The 16,004-nt window shown below is 60.7% G+C and carries 14 protein-coding genes and 2 pseudogenes; 12 read left to right on the top strand and 4 right to left on the bottom strand.

The features are described from left to right. Positions 1-616 precede the first annotated feature (616 nt). Positions 617-1,537, bottom strand: a complete 921-nt coding sequence (locus AC244_RS16350; protein ID WP_053249889.1) for a LysR family transcriptional regulator — start codon at positions 1,535-1,537, stop codon at positions 617-619. Positions 1,538-1,642: 105 nt separating this feature from the next. On the opposite strand from AC244_RS16350, the gene AC244_RS16355 reads away from it, so the two are divergent. The 3 genes and pseudogenes from AC244_RS16355 (at position 1,643) to dapF (ending at position 4,072) form a co-directional block, all read left to right on the top strand. Further along, entirely contained in the window at positions 1,643-2,836 is a 1,194-nt protein-coding gene (locus AC244_RS16355; protein WP_053249890.1) for an MFS transporter, read from the top strand. A 9-nt stretch (positions 2,837-2,845) separates the two neighbouring features. Further along, positions 2,846-2,991, top strand: a pseudogene (locus AC244_RS38095) (NAD(P)-binding protein); the annotation flags it as partial. Positions 2,992-3,253: 262 nt separating this feature from the next. Beyond that, a complete protein-coding gene (gene dapF / locus AC244_RS35310; protein ID WP_082366874.1) occupies positions 3,254-4,072 on the top strand; it encodes a diaminopimelate epimerase in 819 nt (272 codons plus the stop codon). An 81-nt stretch (positions 4,073-4,153) separates the two neighbouring features. On the opposite strand, the pseudogene AC244_RS35315 reads toward dapF, so the two are convergent. Continuing rightward, positions 4,154-4,348 (bottom strand): annotated as a pseudogene (locus AC244_RS35315) (acyl-CoA dehydrogenase); the annotation flags it as partial. A gap of 216 nt (positions 4,349-4,564) precedes the next feature. On the opposite strand from AC244_RS35315, the gene AC244_RS16360 reads away from it, so the two are divergent. The 7 genes from AC244_RS16360 (at position 4,565) to AC244_RS16390 (ending at position 11,720) form a co-directional block, all read left to right on the top strand. Beyond that, positions 4,565-5,341 (top strand): FadR/GntR family transcriptional regulator, encoded by a 777-nt coding sequence (locus AC244_RS16360; protein WP_053249891.1) that lies wholly within the window; start codon positions 4,565-4,567, stop codon positions 5,339-5,341. A 40-nt stretch (positions 5,342-5,381) separates the two neighbouring features. Next, positions 5,382-6,365 (top strand): D-erythronate dehydrogenase, encoded by a 984-nt coding sequence (denD, locus tag AC244_RS16365; protein ID WP_053249892.1) that lies wholly within the window; start codon positions 5,382-5,384, stop codon positions 6,363-6,365. A 1-nt stretch (position 6,366) separates the two neighbouring features. Beyond that, complete coding sequence (locus tag AC244_RS16370; protein ID WP_053249893.1) at positions 6,367-7,143, top strand: SDR family oxidoreductase; 777 nt, start codon at positions 6,367-6,369, stop codon at positions 7,141-7,143. A 98-nt stretch (positions 7,144-7,241) separates the two neighbouring features. Further along, on the top strand, positions 7,242-8,309 hold the full coding sequence (locus AC244_RS16375; protein WP_053249894.1) for an ABC transporter ATP-binding protein: 1,068 nt from the start codon (positions 7,242-7,244) through the stop codon (positions 8,307-8,309). Between the two features lie 150 nt (positions 8,310-8,459). After that, positions 8,460-9,776, top strand: coding sequence for an ABC transporter substrate-binding protein (locus AC244_RS16380; RefSeq protein ID WP_053249895.1), 1,317 nt, complete (start codon positions 8,460-8,462; stop codon positions 9,774-9,776). A gap of 95 nt (positions 9,777-9,871) precedes the next feature. Further along, complete coding sequence (locus AC244_RS16385; RefSeq protein ID WP_053249896.1) at positions 9,872-10,804, top strand: carbohydrate ABC transporter permease; 933 nt, start codon at positions 9,872-9,874, stop codon at positions 10,802-10,804. Positions 10,805-10,820: 16 nt separating this feature from the next. Further along, positions 10,821-11,720 carry a carbohydrate ABC transporter permease gene (locus tag AC244_RS16390; protein ID WP_053249897.1) on the top strand — a complete coding sequence of 300 codons (900 nt, stop codon included), beginning with the start codon at positions 10,821-10,823 and terminating at the stop codon, positions 11,718-11,720. 24 nt (positions 11,721-11,744) lie between these two features. Here AC244_RS16390 and AC244_RS16395 read toward each other — a convergent pair whose 3' ends face one another. Continuing rightward, positions 11,745-12,413: an aldolase gene (locus AC244_RS16395; RefSeq protein ID WP_053249898.1), complete on the bottom strand. Its 669-nt coding sequence runs from the start codon at positions 12,411-12,413 to the stop codon at positions 11,745-11,747. Between the two features lie 16 nt (positions 12,414-12,429). Beyond that, the gene (locus tag AC244_RS16400) at positions 12,430-13,428 is read right to left on the bottom strand and encodes a LacI family DNA-binding transcriptional regulator (protein WP_053249899.1); all 999 of its coding nucleotides are present in this window, start codon (positions 13,426-13,428) and stop codon (positions 12,430-12,432) included. A 242-nt stretch (positions 13,429-13,670) separates the two neighbouring features. Here AC244_RS16400 and AC244_RS16405 point away from each other — a divergent pair, with 242 nt between their 5' ends. Both AC244_RS16405 and ltnD read left to right on the top strand, forming a co-directional pair. Further along, on the top strand, positions 13,671-14,987 hold the full coding sequence (locus AC244_RS16405) for an MFS transporter (RefSeq protein ID WP_053249900.1): 1,317 nt from the start codon (positions 13,671-13,673) through the stop codon (positions 14,985-14,987). Positions 14,988-15,055: 68 nt separating this feature from the next. Continuing rightward, positions 15,056-16,000, top strand: coding sequence for an L-threonate dehydrogenase (gene ltnD, locus AC244_RS16410; RefSeq protein ID WP_053249901.1), 945 nt, complete (start codon positions 15,056-15,058; stop codon positions 15,998-16,000). Positions 16,001-16,004: the final 4 nt, after the last annotated feature.

A 16,004-nucleotide genomic window follows, 5' to 3' on the forward strand; every position in this document is an offset into this window, starting at 1 on the left:
CACTTTGTGACCGGCCTTGTACAACCGGACCACCTGCCGGCGAAGCTCATAAAGCGCTGATTTGCTCAGTTTCCGTGCGTCTGTCTCCATGCCCAAATTATACTATTTCGCGCTCGCTAACTCAATATATATTCGTGCCTGGTCTATAGTGAAGTGATGCATGGCTGATCTCCTCTCCCAGGGGTAAATCTGCCGGTCGAGACAGTCTACGCGCTTTTGAAGAGCGCGCGAGCGGCAATCATTCACGGGCCCGTTTGGATCGAGAATGTGATCGGGTCGTTCTCGGCAAACCTACCTTGCTGCCGATGGATGCCCTCGTCGCGCGGCTCGAGATCGCGGCGTGCAGACCCCAGATGGCTTCGATCTCTATGTTGGTGATTGGTCTTTCGTCGATCGACGGTCGGTCGGCGTTACGCCGATCCCCTTTAGGATCGACGTCAAGCGTTCGCAGGTCACCTGTCTCTGTGCGTAATCTTGCGAACCGACAACGCTACTGGCAACTTCATCAAGATACCGCAGCGGATTTCAGTCCGTTCAAAATCGATCCGGGTCAGCCCAATCAGGCAAGCTTGAGTCCTGGCATGTCAGTCATCGCGTACGTTGAAACTTCGGGCACCTAGGGTGATAGGCGATCGTTATCGTCTTGCTCAAGTAGGTCGGCGACTTTGCCGAGCCTGTCTCGAAGAGCCGTGATGAATGTCCGAACCTTGGGACGAACTAGCCGTGTCGTGGGGTAAACAGCCCAGATTCCGATCGTTTCCGGCCTGGCTCCGCCAAGTGGCAGGGGGACGAGACAGCCCTGTCGGATGTCGTCTGCGACATTCCATAAGGAGAGGAGTGCTATTCCCCCACCGGCAAGGCAGGTGGCATGGCAGCCTTCGATATTGCTGGACGTGAACCTAAAACTCAGGCGCACGTGACGCTCAACGCCGTCAACCTGAAAGGTCCAATGAGTTGCTCCACGAAGTGGGAGGCAATCGTGATTGACCAACTCGTCGGGAGTTGCCGGTGTGCCGCGTTCCTCAAGGTAATTCGGGGCGGCCACGACGACACGTGGGTTGTCCGCAAGCTTCTGCGCGATAAGGCTGCTATCGCGGAGGCGTGCAATCCTGATCGCCAGATCGGTTCCGGTCGCGACCAGATCAGGCAAGGCATCCGTAAGCTCCAGGGCGATACGCAAATCGGGATTGGCGCTTAGAAGCCCCGGGACCAGCGGTGTGACGAACTTTGTGCCGAACGCCACCGGAACCGATACGCGTAGAAGACCAGCGGCGCCGCGGGTTTCCGATCGGAGGCGGGCCATTGCCTCCGCCTGGTTCTCGACGAGGGCGTGCGCGAAGGGAAGAAAAGTCTCGCCTTCCGGAGTGAGGGACAGGGACCGCGTGGTCCGATGGAGAAGGCGCACGCCGAGCGTGGCTTCCAGCGAAGACAAACGTCGGCTTGTAAGCATCGGTGCCAGGCCGAGCCGCCTTCCGGCCTCTGCCAAGCTTCCAGCGCTCACTGCGGTCGTGAAGACAAGCACGTCATCGGTGTTCATTATATCGGTTTCCGTTATAGAGGCGGAACGTCAAGGACCACTAAATCTATCCAAGATAAAAAGCTAGATACGTGCCGACATTCTCTAGCAACCTTGGTGAGCATCATGGATATCCCTGAAAGTCATAGGACAACGTCCCATACCAACCTTGGAAAGACAGCGCTTTTCGCCATGGCCGCCGCGAGCGGCATCGCGGTGGCGAACATCTACTACAATCAGCCGATGCTCGGCATCATCGAGAGCGAGTTTGGTGACCAGTCCATAACCGGCTTCATTCCCACCGCAACGCAGCTTGGTTACGCGTTGGGCCTGTTTTTCCTTCTTCCGCTCGGTGACATCGTGCATCGACGCAAACTTATCATCGTCCAGTTCATCATTCTCGCCGCTGCGCTGGTGCTGGCCGCGACGGCACCGTCGGCCTGGCTACTCGTGGCGGCCTCGCTGATCGTTGGCGCGAGCTCGACCGTTGCGCAGCAAATCGTTCCTTTCGCGGCATCGTTGGCTCCGCCAGAGAAACGGGGGTCAACGATCGGCACGGTAATGGCGGGCGTGCTGTCGGGTATCCTGTTTAGCCGAACCTTGTCCGGGTTTGTCGGCGAGCATTTCGGATGGCGCGAAATGTTCTGGCTCGGCGTGCCGATGGCGCTGCTTGCCTCGGCGCTGATGTTCGTCACTCTCCCGTCACATGCACCCACCTCCCGCATGCCTTATGGCACCGCGTTGCGGTCGTTGGCCCATCTTTGGAAGAGGCAGCCCGCTCTTAGGTCGGCGGCCTTGATGCAGGCGGCGCTGTTCGGTTCGTTCACGGCGTTTTGGACGGTGCTCGCCTTTTATCTCGCGACACCGCGGTTTAACCTTGGCGCAGATGTCGCGGGCTTGTTCGGCATCGTGGGCGCGGTGGGCGTATTCGCGGCGCCACTCGCTGGCAAGGTGGCCGACCGAAAGGGCCCGCACTTCGTTGTCTGGCTTGGAACGCTGCTAACGCTGGTGGCATGGGGTGTTTTCGGAGTGTGGAGTTCGTTGATCGCCCTGATCATCGGCGTGATCGTTCTTGATTTCGGCATTCAGAGCGCCCTGGTTTCGAACCAGCACATCGTCTACGCTCTTGACCACGAGGCTCGTAGCCGCCTCAACACCATCTTCATGACCGCCATGTTCCTTGGCGGCGCGGCGGGCGCGGCTCTCGCAACCTATGTCTGGTCGCATGTGGGATGGTTCGGCGTCAGCGTCCTTGGTGGAACCCTGGGCCTGGTCGCCTCAGTGATACGCGCTGTCGATCGTGTCCGGTCCGCTCGGTGAGTCCTAGCCATGAAACCTCTTCGCATCCGAATTGTGGGTGGCTCGTTAGCCGGGCATTCGCGGCGATCCTTCTCGGTCGTGATGGCCACGACGTGAAGATATACGAACGCTCCTCGTCCTGTTTCGCCAGGCGAGGAGCAGGCCTCGTTCCCCAGCCTATTTTTAGTCGGGAAATTTGTGCGATCTCGGACGCCGGCCCAATATCGTGGCCTACATCCAGCGGATCGCAGCGGCCCCTCCGTGGCCGCAGTTCACGCGCGTGAGGCAGAAATCCCGACCGTGACTTGAGCGTTGCTGCATGACGGAGGCATGCAACGCCCGTGTCGCGAAATCCTGCTTTCTCACGTTGCAAAATTCTGCAATTCAATTGGTGCAGAAATCGGCAAGTTTGCGACGAAGTGAACCTTGGGATCAACAATGTCATTGAGCTTTCAGAAGATGCACGCGAACGGGGACGACTTCGTTATTGTCGATCTACGTGGGCAAGCAAACATCATCAATCGGGATATCGCCAAACGGCTTGGAGATCGGAACCGGGGAATAGGCTTCAATCAGCTCGCGGTGCTGACGGATTGCGAGGACGCGGCGGCTCGGCTTACGTTCTGGAATCCGGACGGTTCGACGCTCAATGCTTGTGGTAGCGCCACACGAGGCGTTGCCTGGAAGCTACTGCGAGAAACCAGATCCTCATCCGTAGTAGTCCGAACCAATCGTGGGCTTCTTACTTGCTCTCACGAAACGGATGGCCTGATATCGGTTGATATGGGCGAGCCGCTTGTAGATTGGCGGGATGTGCCGATCGCCCAACAGACAGACACTCTGCAGCTACCACTACCCGGCGCTCCATCTGCTTGCAGCATGGGAAATCCGCATTGCACTTTCTTTGTCGAAGACGCCGAGACTCTGGACGTGGGGACGCTTGGACCGGAGTTCGAATCCCACCCGTTGTTTCCGCTGAAAACCAATGTCCATTTTGTTCAGGTAATAAGCCCGATGCGGATTCGTTTGCGTATTTGGGAACGCGGTGGCGGTATCCCACTTGGCTCGGGGTCATGTTCCTGCGGCGCAGTCGTAAATGGAATCCGGCGCGGTTTGTTGAACAGCTCTGTAGAAGTTGAATGCGATGGTGGAACGGTTACGGTCCGGTGGGACGGTGCCGGGAGTGTATTCCTTACCGGCCCCGTTGAACCGAATTTTAGCGGTGTCTGGTTCGACGATCTGTCGCATATCTCCTGACTTTTCAGCCCGTATTGTGGCGGGCTGAAATCGACGCAAAAGTTCGGATGTTGAAGGCGAATTTTACGAAGGTCATAGCGGGCGGGCGAGTGTTGCCGGGAGGCCGCCGCGCGCCGGCGAGCCGAGTTGCGGCTCGACGCGGGCGGCATTGAGCAGCAGCGGGCGCTGCTTTCCCTCCGCAATCAGGCGCTTATAGAGATCTTCCGGCCAATGGTTGAAGATCGTCATGGCGCTGATCAGCGCGACAGATGGATCGCCCCGCCCCAGTCTCCCTATGCGGTCATTTTTACTCAATCCTGATCCTCATCAAGGATAGGCTGCCGCGCTCCCCCAGACCACCGAAGCGCAAGGTGACCGGCAGCGGCGCCATTCCAGGGCCGATCTTTGATGCGGTGCAGCAACGAACCTGTCTTGACTAGTCATACTTTTCGCGGCTCCATAGAAACTGATCTGCTGGACCAACCAGTGGGTCAGTTGGAGGTGATGTTGGCGATGGACGGCAGCCCGATACTCACGCAAATGCCAAAGGTCGGGCAGAGTCTCGACCGGCGCACGGCTCGTGACCTCATCGCCGACAAGCTGATGGTGCTAATCGCCACCAACATGCTGCGCCCCGGCGACGTCTTGCCGGGTGAACGGGAACTCGCCAATGTGCTTCATGTCAGCCGCGAGACTGTGCGCGGTGCCATCCAGACGCTCGCCGCGCGCGGAATCGTCGAGGTGTCTCAGGGCAGCCGCACACGGATCTGCAATGTCGATCTCAGCCATCTCACCGTTACCATCGCTTCGCCCAACGCCATCGACAGCTACGATCTCGACGATGTTCATGCGGCCCGGCTGCATATCGAGCTGAAGGTCGTCGGCGATGCTGCCGATCGGCTTGATGAAGAGACGCTGGGCAAGCTCAAAAGCCTGCTCGAAGCGCAGAAGCTGTGTGGCGATGACGCCATGCGCTTCCTGATCTGCGACCGCGAATTCCACATGGGAATCTATCGGGCTTGCGGAAACCCGCTGCTGTCCGATTTCGTCACCGATCTCTACACCTACATGATGGACTACCGGCGCAGCGCGATGTCACGGCCGGGCGCTATCGATGCCAGCTATGACGATCACACCGAGATCGTGGAGGCACTGGAGCGGCGCGACCGGGACGCGGTGATCGCTGCATTTCGTCAGCATCTCACCCGGATCTACGACACGACGAAGGAACTGCTTGCGGGAAGCGGGCAGAAAAAACGGGAAAAGAACAAGAGCGGGAAAGCAGGCTGATCCGGCTGAGCCGGACGGCAGACGGGGAGGTTCGCCGGAAATGCATGTCATGGTGATTGGAGCGGCCGGGATGGTCGGCCGCAAGCTGGTGGAGAAGCTCGCCTCAGAGGAAGGCGCGCTTGGCTACGATATTTCCAGGCTGACGCTGGTGGATGTGATCGAGCCGCCTGTGCCTCAAGGGCTGTCGCCGGTCGCGAAGGCACTCGCGCTTGATCTTTCAACCGAAGACGCCGCCGGGAAACTGGTCGCTTTGCGCCCCGACGTGATCTTCCATCTCGCGGCGATCGTTTCCGGTGAGGCCGAGGCTGATTTCGACAAGGGCTACAAGGTCAATCTTGACGGAACGCGGGCGCTCTTCGAGGCGATCCGCCATGAGGGTTTGCGGGAGCGCTACGTTCCGCGGGTCATCTTCGCCTCGTCGATCGCCGTTTTCGGAAAGCCTTTCCCGGAAAAGATCGGCGACGAGTTCTTTACCACGCCACTGACGAGCTACGGTACGCAGAAGGCAATCTGCGAACTGCTTCTCGCCGACTATTCGAGGCGCGGCATTTTCGATGGCGTCGGCATCCGCCTGCCGACGATCTGCATCCGCCCCGGCAAACCCAATAAGGCGGCGTCCGGCTTCTTTTCCAATATTCTCCGCGAGCCGCTGGCAGGTCAGGAGGCGGTGTTGCCGGTGGACGAGAACTTGCGCCACTGGTTTGCAAGCCCGCGTTCGGCGGTCGGTTTCTTCATTCATGCCGCGCGGATGGATACGTCCGCGATCGGCCCGAGACGCAACCTGACCATGCCTGGCCTTTCCGCCCTCGTTGGTGAAGAGATCGAGGCGCTTCGGCGTGTGGCCGGTGAGAATGCCGTCAAGCTCATCCGCCGTGAGCCCGACCCGGTTATCCAGTCGATTGTTTCAGGCTGGGCGACCGATTTCGACGCGCGGCGTGCTTCCCAACTGGGTTTCAAAGCCGAAACCAACTTCGACGAGATCATCAGGATCCATATCGAAGACGAACTCGGAGGACATATCTGAGATGGTCCGCGCTTTGAAATCCGGCGAAGGCAAGATCGCATTGGTGACGGGCGGCGGCACGGGCGTCGGACGCGGCATCGCCGGGGCCTTGAGCGCGGAGGGTTATACCGTCGTCATCACCGGCCGGCGCGCCGACGTGCTAGATAAAGCCGCTGGCGACATAGCGGTGCAAACGGGAGGAACCGTGCGGGCGATCGTTGCAGATATCGGCGACCCGGCTGCGGTCGCTCGCCTTTTCGAGGCGATCCGCACGGAGTTCGGCCGGCTCGACTTGCTGGTCAACAATGCTGGTTCCACCGTGCCGCCAGTGTCGCTGGAAGATGTGACCTTCGAGCAATGGAGCGGTATTCTCGCCGCAAACCTCACGGGTGCCTTTCTCTGCACACAGCAGGCGTTCCGGCTGATGAAGGCGCAGGCGCCGCGCGGCGGGAGGATCATCAACAACGGCTCGATTTCGGCCCAGACGCCGCGGCCGAACTCCGCGCCTTATACGGCAACCAAGCATGCGATCACGGGGTTGACCAAGTCGACCGCGCTCGACGGGCGCAAATATGACATCGCCTGCGGCCAGATCGATATCGGCAATGCCGCGACCGACATGACGTCGAAGATGAATGCCGGGGTGTTGCAAGCGAATGGCGAGACCGCCAGTGAGCCGACGATCCCGGTCGCGCATATCGCGGAGGCCGTTGTCTACATGGCAAGCCTGCCGCTGGAGGCGAATGTGCTGACGATGACGGTCATGGCGACGAAGATGCCGCTGGTGGGCCGAGGGTAAGGGCAGTCGAGAGGGAACCGGACGGGGTCCGAGAACGGCATGAGGAGGCCGCCGGACAATCCGCCGATGTCAGATGAAATTCACAGGGAGGAAAGCATATGGCAGGCGTTGACTTCGTCGATGTCAGAAAATCATTCGGAGCCTTTCCCGTCATCAAGGGCGTGAACATCGAAATCGAGGATGGCGAATTCGTCATCCTTGTCGGCCCGTCGGGCTGCGGGAAATCGACGCTTCTGCGAATGCTGGCCGGGCTTGAAAACATTTCAGCGGGCGAGATCCGCATCGGCGACAAGGTGGTCAACGCCCTGCCGCCCAAGGATCGGGATATCGCCATGGTGTTCCAGAACTATGCGCTCTACCCGCATATGACGGTCGCCGACAATATGGCTTTCTCCCTTATGCTGAACGGCTCGCCGAAATCCGAGATCGAGAAGCGCGTCGGCACCGCGGCCGGAATTTTGGGACTTACCAAGCTGCTCGACCGCTATCCGCGCCAGCTCTCCGGCGGCCAGCGCCAGCGCGTGGCCATGGGCAGGGCGATCGTGCGCGATCCGCAGGTGTTTCTCTTCGACGAACCGCTGTCCAACCTCGATGCGAAACTGCGGGTAGCAATGCGCGCCGAGATCAAGGAACTGCACCAGCGGCTGAAGACGACCACCGTCTATGTCACGCATGACCAGATCGAGGCGATGACCATGGCCGACAAAATCGTCGTCATGCATGACGGCATTGTCGAACAGATCGGCGCGCCGCTTGACCTCTACGACAGTCCCGCCAATCTTTTCGTCGCGGGTTTTATCGGTTCGCCGGCGATGAACATGATCAAGGGCAGGCTCGACCCGCAAAATCCGAATAGCTTTATCGCAACCGATGGCATGGCGCTGCCCGTCGCGCGGCCGCCATCGGCGGCCAGAGGGCGTGATCTGATCTACGGCTTGCGGCCGGAATATATGTCGCTCGACCCGAACGGGTTTCCCGTGACCGTCGCGGTTATCGAGCCCACCGGCTACGAGACGCAGTTGATCGTGCGCTTCGGGGGCACGGACGTCACCTGCGTTTTCCGTGAGCGCGTGACCGCCCGGCCGGGCGAGGCAATCCACCTATCGATCGATGCCGATCATGTGCACCTGTTCGACGCCGAAACCGGCGTGCGGCTGACCGACTGATACCGTCCCGTTTTGCGTTGCGTGAGGGAAGAGGAGCCCTGACGCATCGGCCGGCATTCCGGCATTTCCGGAAGCCATTAACTCAGCATTCGCCAAACGGGACGGCGGGTGCCGGAAAGGATGATGTCCCGTGTCACCAGGAGGAGCACTATGACTTTCAAGAGACGTGATTTTCTTGCCGCATCCGCCGCGGTCGCGGGCATGGCCGGCCTTTCGCCTTTCGGCATCCGCTCGTCTTTCGCCCAAGGGGCGGAGCCGGCCTACAAGCCGGAGGACGGTGCAAACCTGAGGCTGTTGCGCTGGACACCCTTCGTCAAGGGTGACGAGGATGCATGGCTTGCCAACACCGCGAAGTTCACCCAAGCGACCGGTGTCGAGGTCCGCATCGACAAGGAAAGCTGGGAAGACATCCGCCCGAAAGCGGCCGTCGCTGCCAATGTCGGCTCCGGGCCGGATATGGTGATGTGCTGGTTCGACGATGCCCATCAATATCCGGACAAGCTCGTCGATCTGACCGAACTCGCCAACTACCTCGGCGGCAAATACGGCGGCTGGTACGATGGCGTTAAGGGTTATGCTTCGCGCGGCGACAAGTTCATCGCCATGCCGCTGGCGGCCATCGGCAATGCGATCTGCTACCGGGATAGTCACATGAAGGCGGCCGGCTTCAGCGAATTTCCGAAGGAAACCGACGGATTCCTCGAACTCTGCAAAGCCATGAAGGCCAAGGGCACGCCAGCCGGCTTCCCGCACGGCAAGGCCGTCGGCGACGGCAACAACTATGCCCATTGGCTGCTCTGGAGCCATGGCGGCAAGATGGTCGATGAAGGTGGCAAGGTCGTCATCAACAGCCCCGAGACGCTCAAAGCGGTCAACTATGCCAAGGCGCTTTACGAGACCTTCATTCCGGGCACCGAGAGCTGGCTCGACATCAACAACAACCGGGCTTTCCTGGCGGGCCAGGTGTCGCTGACGGCGAACGGCGTCTCGCTCTATTATGCGTCGAAGAAGGACCCGGCGATGGCGGAACTTTCAGCCGACATCCGCACCACGAACTTCCCTGTCGGTCCGGTCGGCCAGAGCGTCGAGCTGCATCAGACGAGTTCGCTGCTGCTCTTCAGCCATACGAAATATCCGGAAGCGGCCAAGGCCTATATCAAGTTCATGATGGAGGCCGACCAGATGAATGCCTGGATCACGGGCTCCAGCGCGTATTGCTGCCAGCCGCTCAAGGCTTTCGCCGACAATCCCGTCTGGACGTCCGATCCGATCCACGCGCCTTATGCGCGCGCCTCCGAAACGCTGCGCCCGAACGGTTATGCCGGCCCGCTCGGCTATGCGTCCGCCGGCGTCATGGCCGACTACGTGCTGGTCGACATGTTCGCCACCGCGGTTACGGGGCAGATGACGCCGGAAGAGGCAATTGTAGAGGCTGAGCGCCGGGCAAACCGCTACTACCGGGTCTAAATCCCAACGTGGCCTGCATAGGCCGCTGAGACAAGGTATCGGCGGAAATGCCCCGCCGATACCCGTTCCCCAATCCGCTATACGGGAGATGTCCGATGTCCACAGCGTCATCCAGGAAGCCGCCATCCGCGATGGCCTCGCTCATGCAGAACAGGAACATGATTGGTTTCCTCTTCATGCTTCCGGCCGCCGTCTTCCTTGTCTGCTTCCTCACCTATCCACTCGGTCTCGGCGTCTGGCTTGGCTTTACCGACACGCGCATCGGTCGTGACGGGGTGTTCATCGGGCTCGAAAACTACATCTTCCTTGCCGAGGACTCGGTCTTCTGGCTCTCGGTCTTCAACACGCTGCTCTACACGATTGTGGCGTCGATCCTGAAATTCGTCTTCGGGCTCTGGCTGGCGCTGCTGCTGAATGAAAATTTGCCATTCAAGTCCTTCTTCCGGGCAATCGTACTCTTGCCCTGGGTCGTTCCCACCGTGCTCTCGGCGCTGGCCTTCTGGTGGATCTACGATGCGCAGTTCTCGATCATTTCATGGTCGCTGATGCAGCTCGGCGTGATCGACAGTCCGATTAACTTCCTGGGCGATCCGGAAAATGCCCGAGCCTCGGTGATCGCAGCCAATGTCTGGCGCGGCATTCCTTTTGTCGCCATTTCGTTGCTGGCTGGCCTGCAGACCATTCCGGCTTCGCTGCAGGAGGCGGCGTCGCTGGACGGTGCAACGAGCTGGCAACGCTTCCGCTATGTGACGTTGCCGATGCTGACGCCGATCATTGCCGTCGTCATGACCTTCTCGGTGCTGTTCACCTTCACCGATTTCCAGCTCATCTATGTGCTCACCAAGGGTGGGCCGGTGAATGCGACGCATCTGATGGCGACGCTGTCTTTCCAGCGCGGCATTCCCGGCGGACAGTTGGGCGAGGGGGCGGCGATCGCTGTGGCGATGATCCCCTTCCTGCTTGCCGCCATCATGTTCAGCTTCTTCGGTCTGCAACGCCGTAAATGGCAGCAGGGCGGCCAGGATTGATTGGGGGAGAATGACGATGACAACGACCGTGAAATCCGAAGATGCCGTTCTGACAGATGATGTACAGGGAATGAGCTATCTCAACCGCCTGCCACGCAGGATCGTGATGGTTTATCTTCCGATGGCGGTGTTCGTCTTCGTGCTGCTCTTTCCGTTCTACTGGATGGCGATCACTGCAGTGAAGCCGAATTCGCAGCTGACGGATTACAACAATTACAGCCCCTTCTGGGTGGTCGGGCCGACGCTTGACCATATCAAGTACCTGCTGCTCGAAACCTCCTATCCAGGCTGGCTGTGGAACACGATGCTGGTGGCGACCTGCGCGACGTTTCTGTCGCTTGCGGCTTCGGTCTTTGCGGCCTACGCGATCGAGCGGGTGCGGTTCTCGGGCTCGCGGCCGGTGGGCCTGATGATCTTTCTCGCCTATCTCGTGCCGCCCTCGATCCTGTTCATTCCGCTGGCATTCATCGTCTTCAAGTTCGGCATCTACGATTCCAGGCTGGCGCTGATCTTTACCTATCCGACCTTCCTCATTCCCTTCTGCACCTGGCTGTTGATGGGCTATTTCAGGTCGATCCCGTTCGAGCTCGAGGAGAGCGCGCTGGTGGATGGTGCGACGCGCTGGCAGATCCTGATCAAGATTATCCTGCCGCTTGCCGTCCCCGGCCTTATCTCGGCTGGTATCTTTGCCTTCACGCTTTCCTGGAACGAGTTCATCTATGCGCTCACTTTCATCCAGTCTTCGGAGAACAAGACCGTGCCCGTGGGCGTGCTGACGGAGCTGGTCCGCGGCGACGTGTTCGAATGGGGAGCGCTGATGGCGGGCGCGCTGTTCGGCTCGCTGCCGGTGGTGATCCTCTATTCCTTCTTCGTCGATTATTACGTGTCGTCCATGACCGGGGCGGTGAAGGAATGAGTGCCTGCTTCAGGCGATAGCGCATCAATCGTGGTCGTGGTCGTGATGCGACGGCAGGTCGAGGCCGAAGGTCTCGGTGAGATCTGCCACCTGCGCCGGGCTGAGGTAACGGGGGTTGAGGTTGCGCAGCAGCAGATAGAGCTTCGCCGTCTCCTCCAATTCCTCGGTGGCGAAAACGGCCGCCTCCAGGCTGTCGCCGGCGACGACTGGTCCGTGATTGGCCAGAAGGACCGACGAATATTTGCCCGCCAGCCCGCGGATCGCGTCGGCCACCGCCGGATCGCCGGGACGGTAATAGGGGACCAGTGCGGTCTCGCCGGCGCGCATGAGATAATAGGGCGTCATCGGCGGCAGGGCGGCGCGCGGATCGATCTCCGGCAGCATGGTCAGCGCAACCGCGTGGGTGGAATGAAGATGGACGATGGCGCGGGCGCTGCCGCGCGTTTCGTAGAGGGCCGTGTGAAGCGGAATTTCCTTGGTCGGCTTGTCGCCGGACACGAGACGCCCGGCGGCATCGAGCCTTGAGATACGGGCCGGGTCGAGGAAACCGAGCGAGGCGTTGGTCGGCGTGACCAGCCAGCCGCCATCCTCCAGCCGCAGCGATATATTGCCCGACGACCCGGGCGTCAGCCCGCGTTCGAACAGCGAGCGGCCGTAGCGGCAGATTTCCTCACGCAGGCGCGCCTCGGACATGATTGTTCCTCCAGTATTAGGCGGTTGCCCCTTCGATCAGCTCGAAACCGAGATCGACGACCTGGGGTGGCGAATTGGTGACGACAAGTTGTGCAGCCACCTGTCCGGTCGCAACGCGGGGCGTGCGGATGGTCGAGAGCGGCTGCGGCGTTGCCCGGCCGATATCGAGGCCGTTATAGCCGAAAATGGCAAGCTGCGAGGGGATCGCAATCCCCCGCGCCAGACAGTGAAAATAGCCGCCCAGCGCCATGTCGTCGTTGGAGAAATAGACCGCGTCGAGATCGGGCATCCGGGCGAGCAGCCGCTCCAGTCCCAGCCTGCCGTTTTCCACCGACGATGCCCCGGCGAGAATTTCGCGATCGGCGAGGGGGGCGTCATGCGCGCCCAGCGTTTCGCAAAAAGCGGAAAACCGCTTGCCGGCGCGGGTATCGCGGTCGAGGTCGTGGCCGACATACCCGATCCGGCGATAGCCTCGCTTGAGCAGGAAAGCCGCGCTTTCGCGCCCGGCTGTGCGGTTGGAGAAACCGACCGCCAGATCAAGCGCATCGCCGTCCAGATCGAGCAGCTCGACGATCCGGCAGCCGCTTGCGCGCAGCATCTTCACCGTGCCCTCCGTGTGCTCGTACCCCGCCAGCATCACCGCCGCGGGCCGCCAGGCGAGCATCGCGGCGGCAAGCGCTTCTTCCTTCCCCGGGTCATAGTCGGTGACGGAGAAGACCGCCTGATACCGGTTTTCCTCCAGAACGGCGCTGGCGCCGCGCAGTACATCGGGAAAGACGATGTTGGATAGCGAGGGAATGACGAAGGCGACAAGGCGCGAAGCGGTGGAGGCGAGCGTTCCTGCGATCCGGTTCGGCACATAGCCGAGCCGCTCGACCGCAGCCATCACCCGGTCCCGCGTCTTGCCGGAAAACGAGCCGTGGTTGCGCAGCACCCGCGAGACCGTGCTCTCGCCGACGCCGGCCGCTTCCGCGACCTCGGCAAGCGTCACTGTCGCCTGGTGTTTGAACTCCATAGTCACTTTCGAACCCGGCCTTGGGTGGGCGCTTCAGCCGCTAAGGCGTCATCCCTCCGGTGTCGCCCACCATGCAGTCCTCATTTTTCACCACTCTCTTCAAGAAGCAAGATTTTTTTGGCAGCGCTACCAATTTTGCGTTGGCAGCGCTGCCAAAATGGATTAAAGAAAATGGCAGCGCTGCCATTATTGGCTCGGCGTGCCGCGGAAGGAGACCGCGGCAACAATTGGAGGAGAAAATCATGACGCTGCAAACGCAGGCGCAAGTCGATGGCGCGTACGCCGCACAGACGGTGGAAGACCGGGCCTATGGCAAGGTATTCTGGAGAATCGTTCCCTTTTTGATGCTGTGCTACGTGGTCGCCTATCTCGACCGCGTCAATGTCGGCTTCGCGAAGCTGCAGATGTCGAGTGAGCTCGGCCTCTCGGAAGCGGCCTATGGCATCGGCGCAGGTATTTTCTTCATCGGCTATTTTCTGTTTGAAGTGCCGAGCAACATTATCATGAACAAGGTCGGCGCGCGGGTGTGGATTGCCCGCATCATGGTCACCTGGGGCGTCATTTCCGCCGCCTTCATGTTCACCTCGTCGGAAGCCGTCTTCTATGTCCTACGTTTCCTGCTGGGCGTTGCCGAAGCGGGATTTTTCCCCGGCATCATTCTCTATCTGACCGCTTGGTATCCGGCCCATCGCCGCGGCAGAATCATCACCACCTTCATGTCCGCAATCCCGATATCCGCCATTTTCGGTAATCCGCTTTCGGGTCTCTTGATGGACAGCTTCCACGGCACGCATGGCCTTTCCGGCTGGCAGTGGATGTTCCTGATCGAAGCCATCCCGGCCATCCTTTTCGGCGTCGCCACGTTCTTCTACCTTGATGATACGATCCGTGACGCGAAATGGCTGAACGAAGACGAAAAGCGTGTGCTGGCGGCCAATATCGAGGCGGAGAACCGGGCCAAGGCCTCGAGCCCGCACAGCATTACCGGAACGCTGACGGACCGCCGCGTCTGGCTGATGTGCCTCATCTATTTCTGCTTCGTGCTTGGGCAATACGGCCTGAATTTCTGGATGCCCTCCATAGTCAAGGCCTCCGGCGTCAGCGGGAACCTGAATATCGGCCTGATTTCCGCTATCCCCTATATCTGCACGTTCGTTGCCATGCTGGTGCTCGGACGCTCCGCCGACAGGCTGCGTGAACGCCGGTGGCACCTGGTCATTCCCGCCCTCATCGCCGCCGGTGGTTTTGTCGCGGCAACGACGGCAACAAGCACGACGGTCTCAATCGTCTGCCTCTCGCTGGCCGCTGCGGGCGCCATCAGTTGCGCGCCGCTCTTCTGGTCGCTTCCGACCGCTTTTCTCGCCGGCACGGGCGCGGCCGCCGGCATCGCCTGGATCAATTCGGTCGGCAATCTCGCCGGGTTCCTCGGGCCGTTTCTGGTGGGCTATCTGAAGGATCTTACGGGCAGCAATAGCGCGGGCATGTATCTTCTCGCCGCAGCCCTGGTCATCGGTTCGCTGGCGGTGTTGACGGTTCCGGCGAAAACCGTCAACCGGTAAACACCGGCCCCTCCGGGTGGCAGCATCCGGAGGGGCAGCTCTTCCTTTACAAGACTGGAGAACTCGTGATGTCACCGCTTGCTGAAAACTCAGGCCCCGCAGTTGTCGCGGCCGTCATCGGCCTTGGCTCCATGGGGCTCGGAATGGCCCGGTCGATGAAGCGCGCAGGCCTCGACGTCGTTGGGTATGACATCACTCCTGCGGCGGTGGACCGCTTCACCACCGAGGGCGGACGCGGCGCGGCCACGCCCGCCGGTGCGGCAAAGGATGCCGACATTGTCGTCTCCGTCGTCGTCAACGGTGCGCAGACCGAGGCTGTGCTGTTCGGCGTCGAGGGTGTCGCGAGGACGATGAAGCCCGGAGCAGTCTTCATTTCGTCGGCGACCATGGATCCCGCCGTCGCGCGCGATCTGGCACAACGGGTGGAGGCTCTTGGTCTGCATTATCTCGACGCACCGATTTCGGGTGGCGCCGCCAAGGCGGCAAACGGCGAACTGACGATCATGGCATCCGGCTCCAGGCAGGCGTTCGACACGGCCCGCCCGGGTCTCGACGCCATGGCGGGCAAGGTCTACGAGCTCGGCGACGCGGCCGGAACCGGTGCTGCCTTCAAGATGATCAACCAGCTTCTCGCCGGCGTGCACATCGCGGCGGCCTGCGAGGCCATAGCCTTCGCCGCCAAGCAGGGCCTCGACCTCGACAAGGTCTATGAGGTGATCACGGCCTCGGCTGGCAATTCGTGGATGTTCGAAAACCGCGTGCCGCATGTGCTGGCCGGAGACTATACTCCGCTGAGCAGCATCGAGATTTTCGTCAAGGACCTCGGCATCGTCCAGGATATGGCTCGCTGCGAGCGCTATCCGGTACCGCTCGCAGCTGCGGCCCTGCAGATGTATTTGGGTGCGTCCGGAGCCGGCATGGGCCGCGACGACGATTCCTCGCTCGCGCGGCTCTACGCCCAGCTGTCGGGTGCAACATTGCCCGGTGCGACCAAAGAGCCTCAGAAGCCGTAAGGAA

The organism is Ensifer adhaerens (assembly GCF_001270265.1).
GTDB lineage: Bacteria > Pseudomonadota > Alphaproteobacteria > Rhizobiales > Rhizobiaceae > Ensifer > Ensifer adhaerens_B.

What these genes read in the sequence shown, in the direction of transcription:
- denD (WP_053249892.1), top strand. Translation starts at nt 5,382, where the DNA reads ATGCATGTCATGGTGATTGGAGCGGCCGGGATGGTCGGCCGCAAGCTG.
- AC244_RS16370 (WP_053249893.1), top strand. Translation starts at nt 6,367, where the DNA reads ATGGTCCGCGCTTTGAAATCCGGCGAAGGCAAGATCGCATTGGTGACG.
- AC244_RS16405 (WP_053249900.1), top strand. Translation starts at nt 13,671, where the DNA reads ATGACGCTGCAAACGCAGGCGCAAGTCGATGGCGCGTACGCCGCACAG.
- AC244_RS16395 (WP_053249898.1), bottom strand. Translation starts at nt 12,413, where the DNA reads ATGTCCGAGGCGCGCCTGCGTGAGGAAATCTGCCGCTACGGCCGCTCG.
- AC244_RS16350 (WP_053249889.1), bottom strand. Translation starts at nt 1,537, where the DNA reads ATGAACACCGATGACGTGCTTGTCTTCACGACCGCAGTGAGCGCTGGA.
- AC244_RS16355 (WP_053249890.1), top strand. Translation starts at nt 1,643, where the DNA reads ATGGATATCCCTGAAAGTCATAGGACAACGTCCCATACCAACCTTGGA.
- AC244_RS16385 (WP_053249896.1), top strand. Translation starts at nt 9,872, where the DNA reads ATGTCCACAGCGTCATCCAGGAAGCCGCCATCCGCGATGGCCTCGCTC.
- AC244_RS16360 (WP_053249891.1), top strand. Translation starts at nt 4,565, where the DNA reads ATGGACGGCAGCCCGATACTCACGCAAATGCCAAAGGTCGGGCAGAGT.
- dapF (WP_082366874.1), top strand. Translation starts at nt 3,254, where the DNA reads ATGTCATTGAGCTTTCAGAAGATGCACGCGAACGGGGACGACTTCGTT.
- AC244_RS16400 (WP_053249899.1), bottom strand. Translation starts at nt 13,428, where the DNA reads ATGGAGTTCAAACACCAGGCGACAGTGACGCTTGCCGAGGTCGCGGAA.
- AC244_RS16380 (WP_053249895.1), top strand. Translation starts at nt 8,460, where the DNA reads ATGACTTTCAAGAGACGTGATTTTCTTGCCGCATCCGCCGCGGTCGCG.
- ltnD (WP_053249901.1), top strand. Translation starts at nt 15,056, where the DNA reads ATGTCACCGCTTGCTGAAAACTCAGGCCCCGCAGTTGTCGCGGCCGTC.
- AC244_RS16390 (WP_053249897.1), top strand. Translation starts at nt 10,821, where the DNA reads ATGACAACGACCGTGAAATCCGAAGATGCCGTTCTGACAGATGATGTA.
- AC244_RS16375 (WP_053249894.1), top strand. Translation starts at nt 7,242, where the DNA reads ATGGCAGGCGTTGACTTCGTCGATGTCAGAAAATCATTCGGAGCCTTT.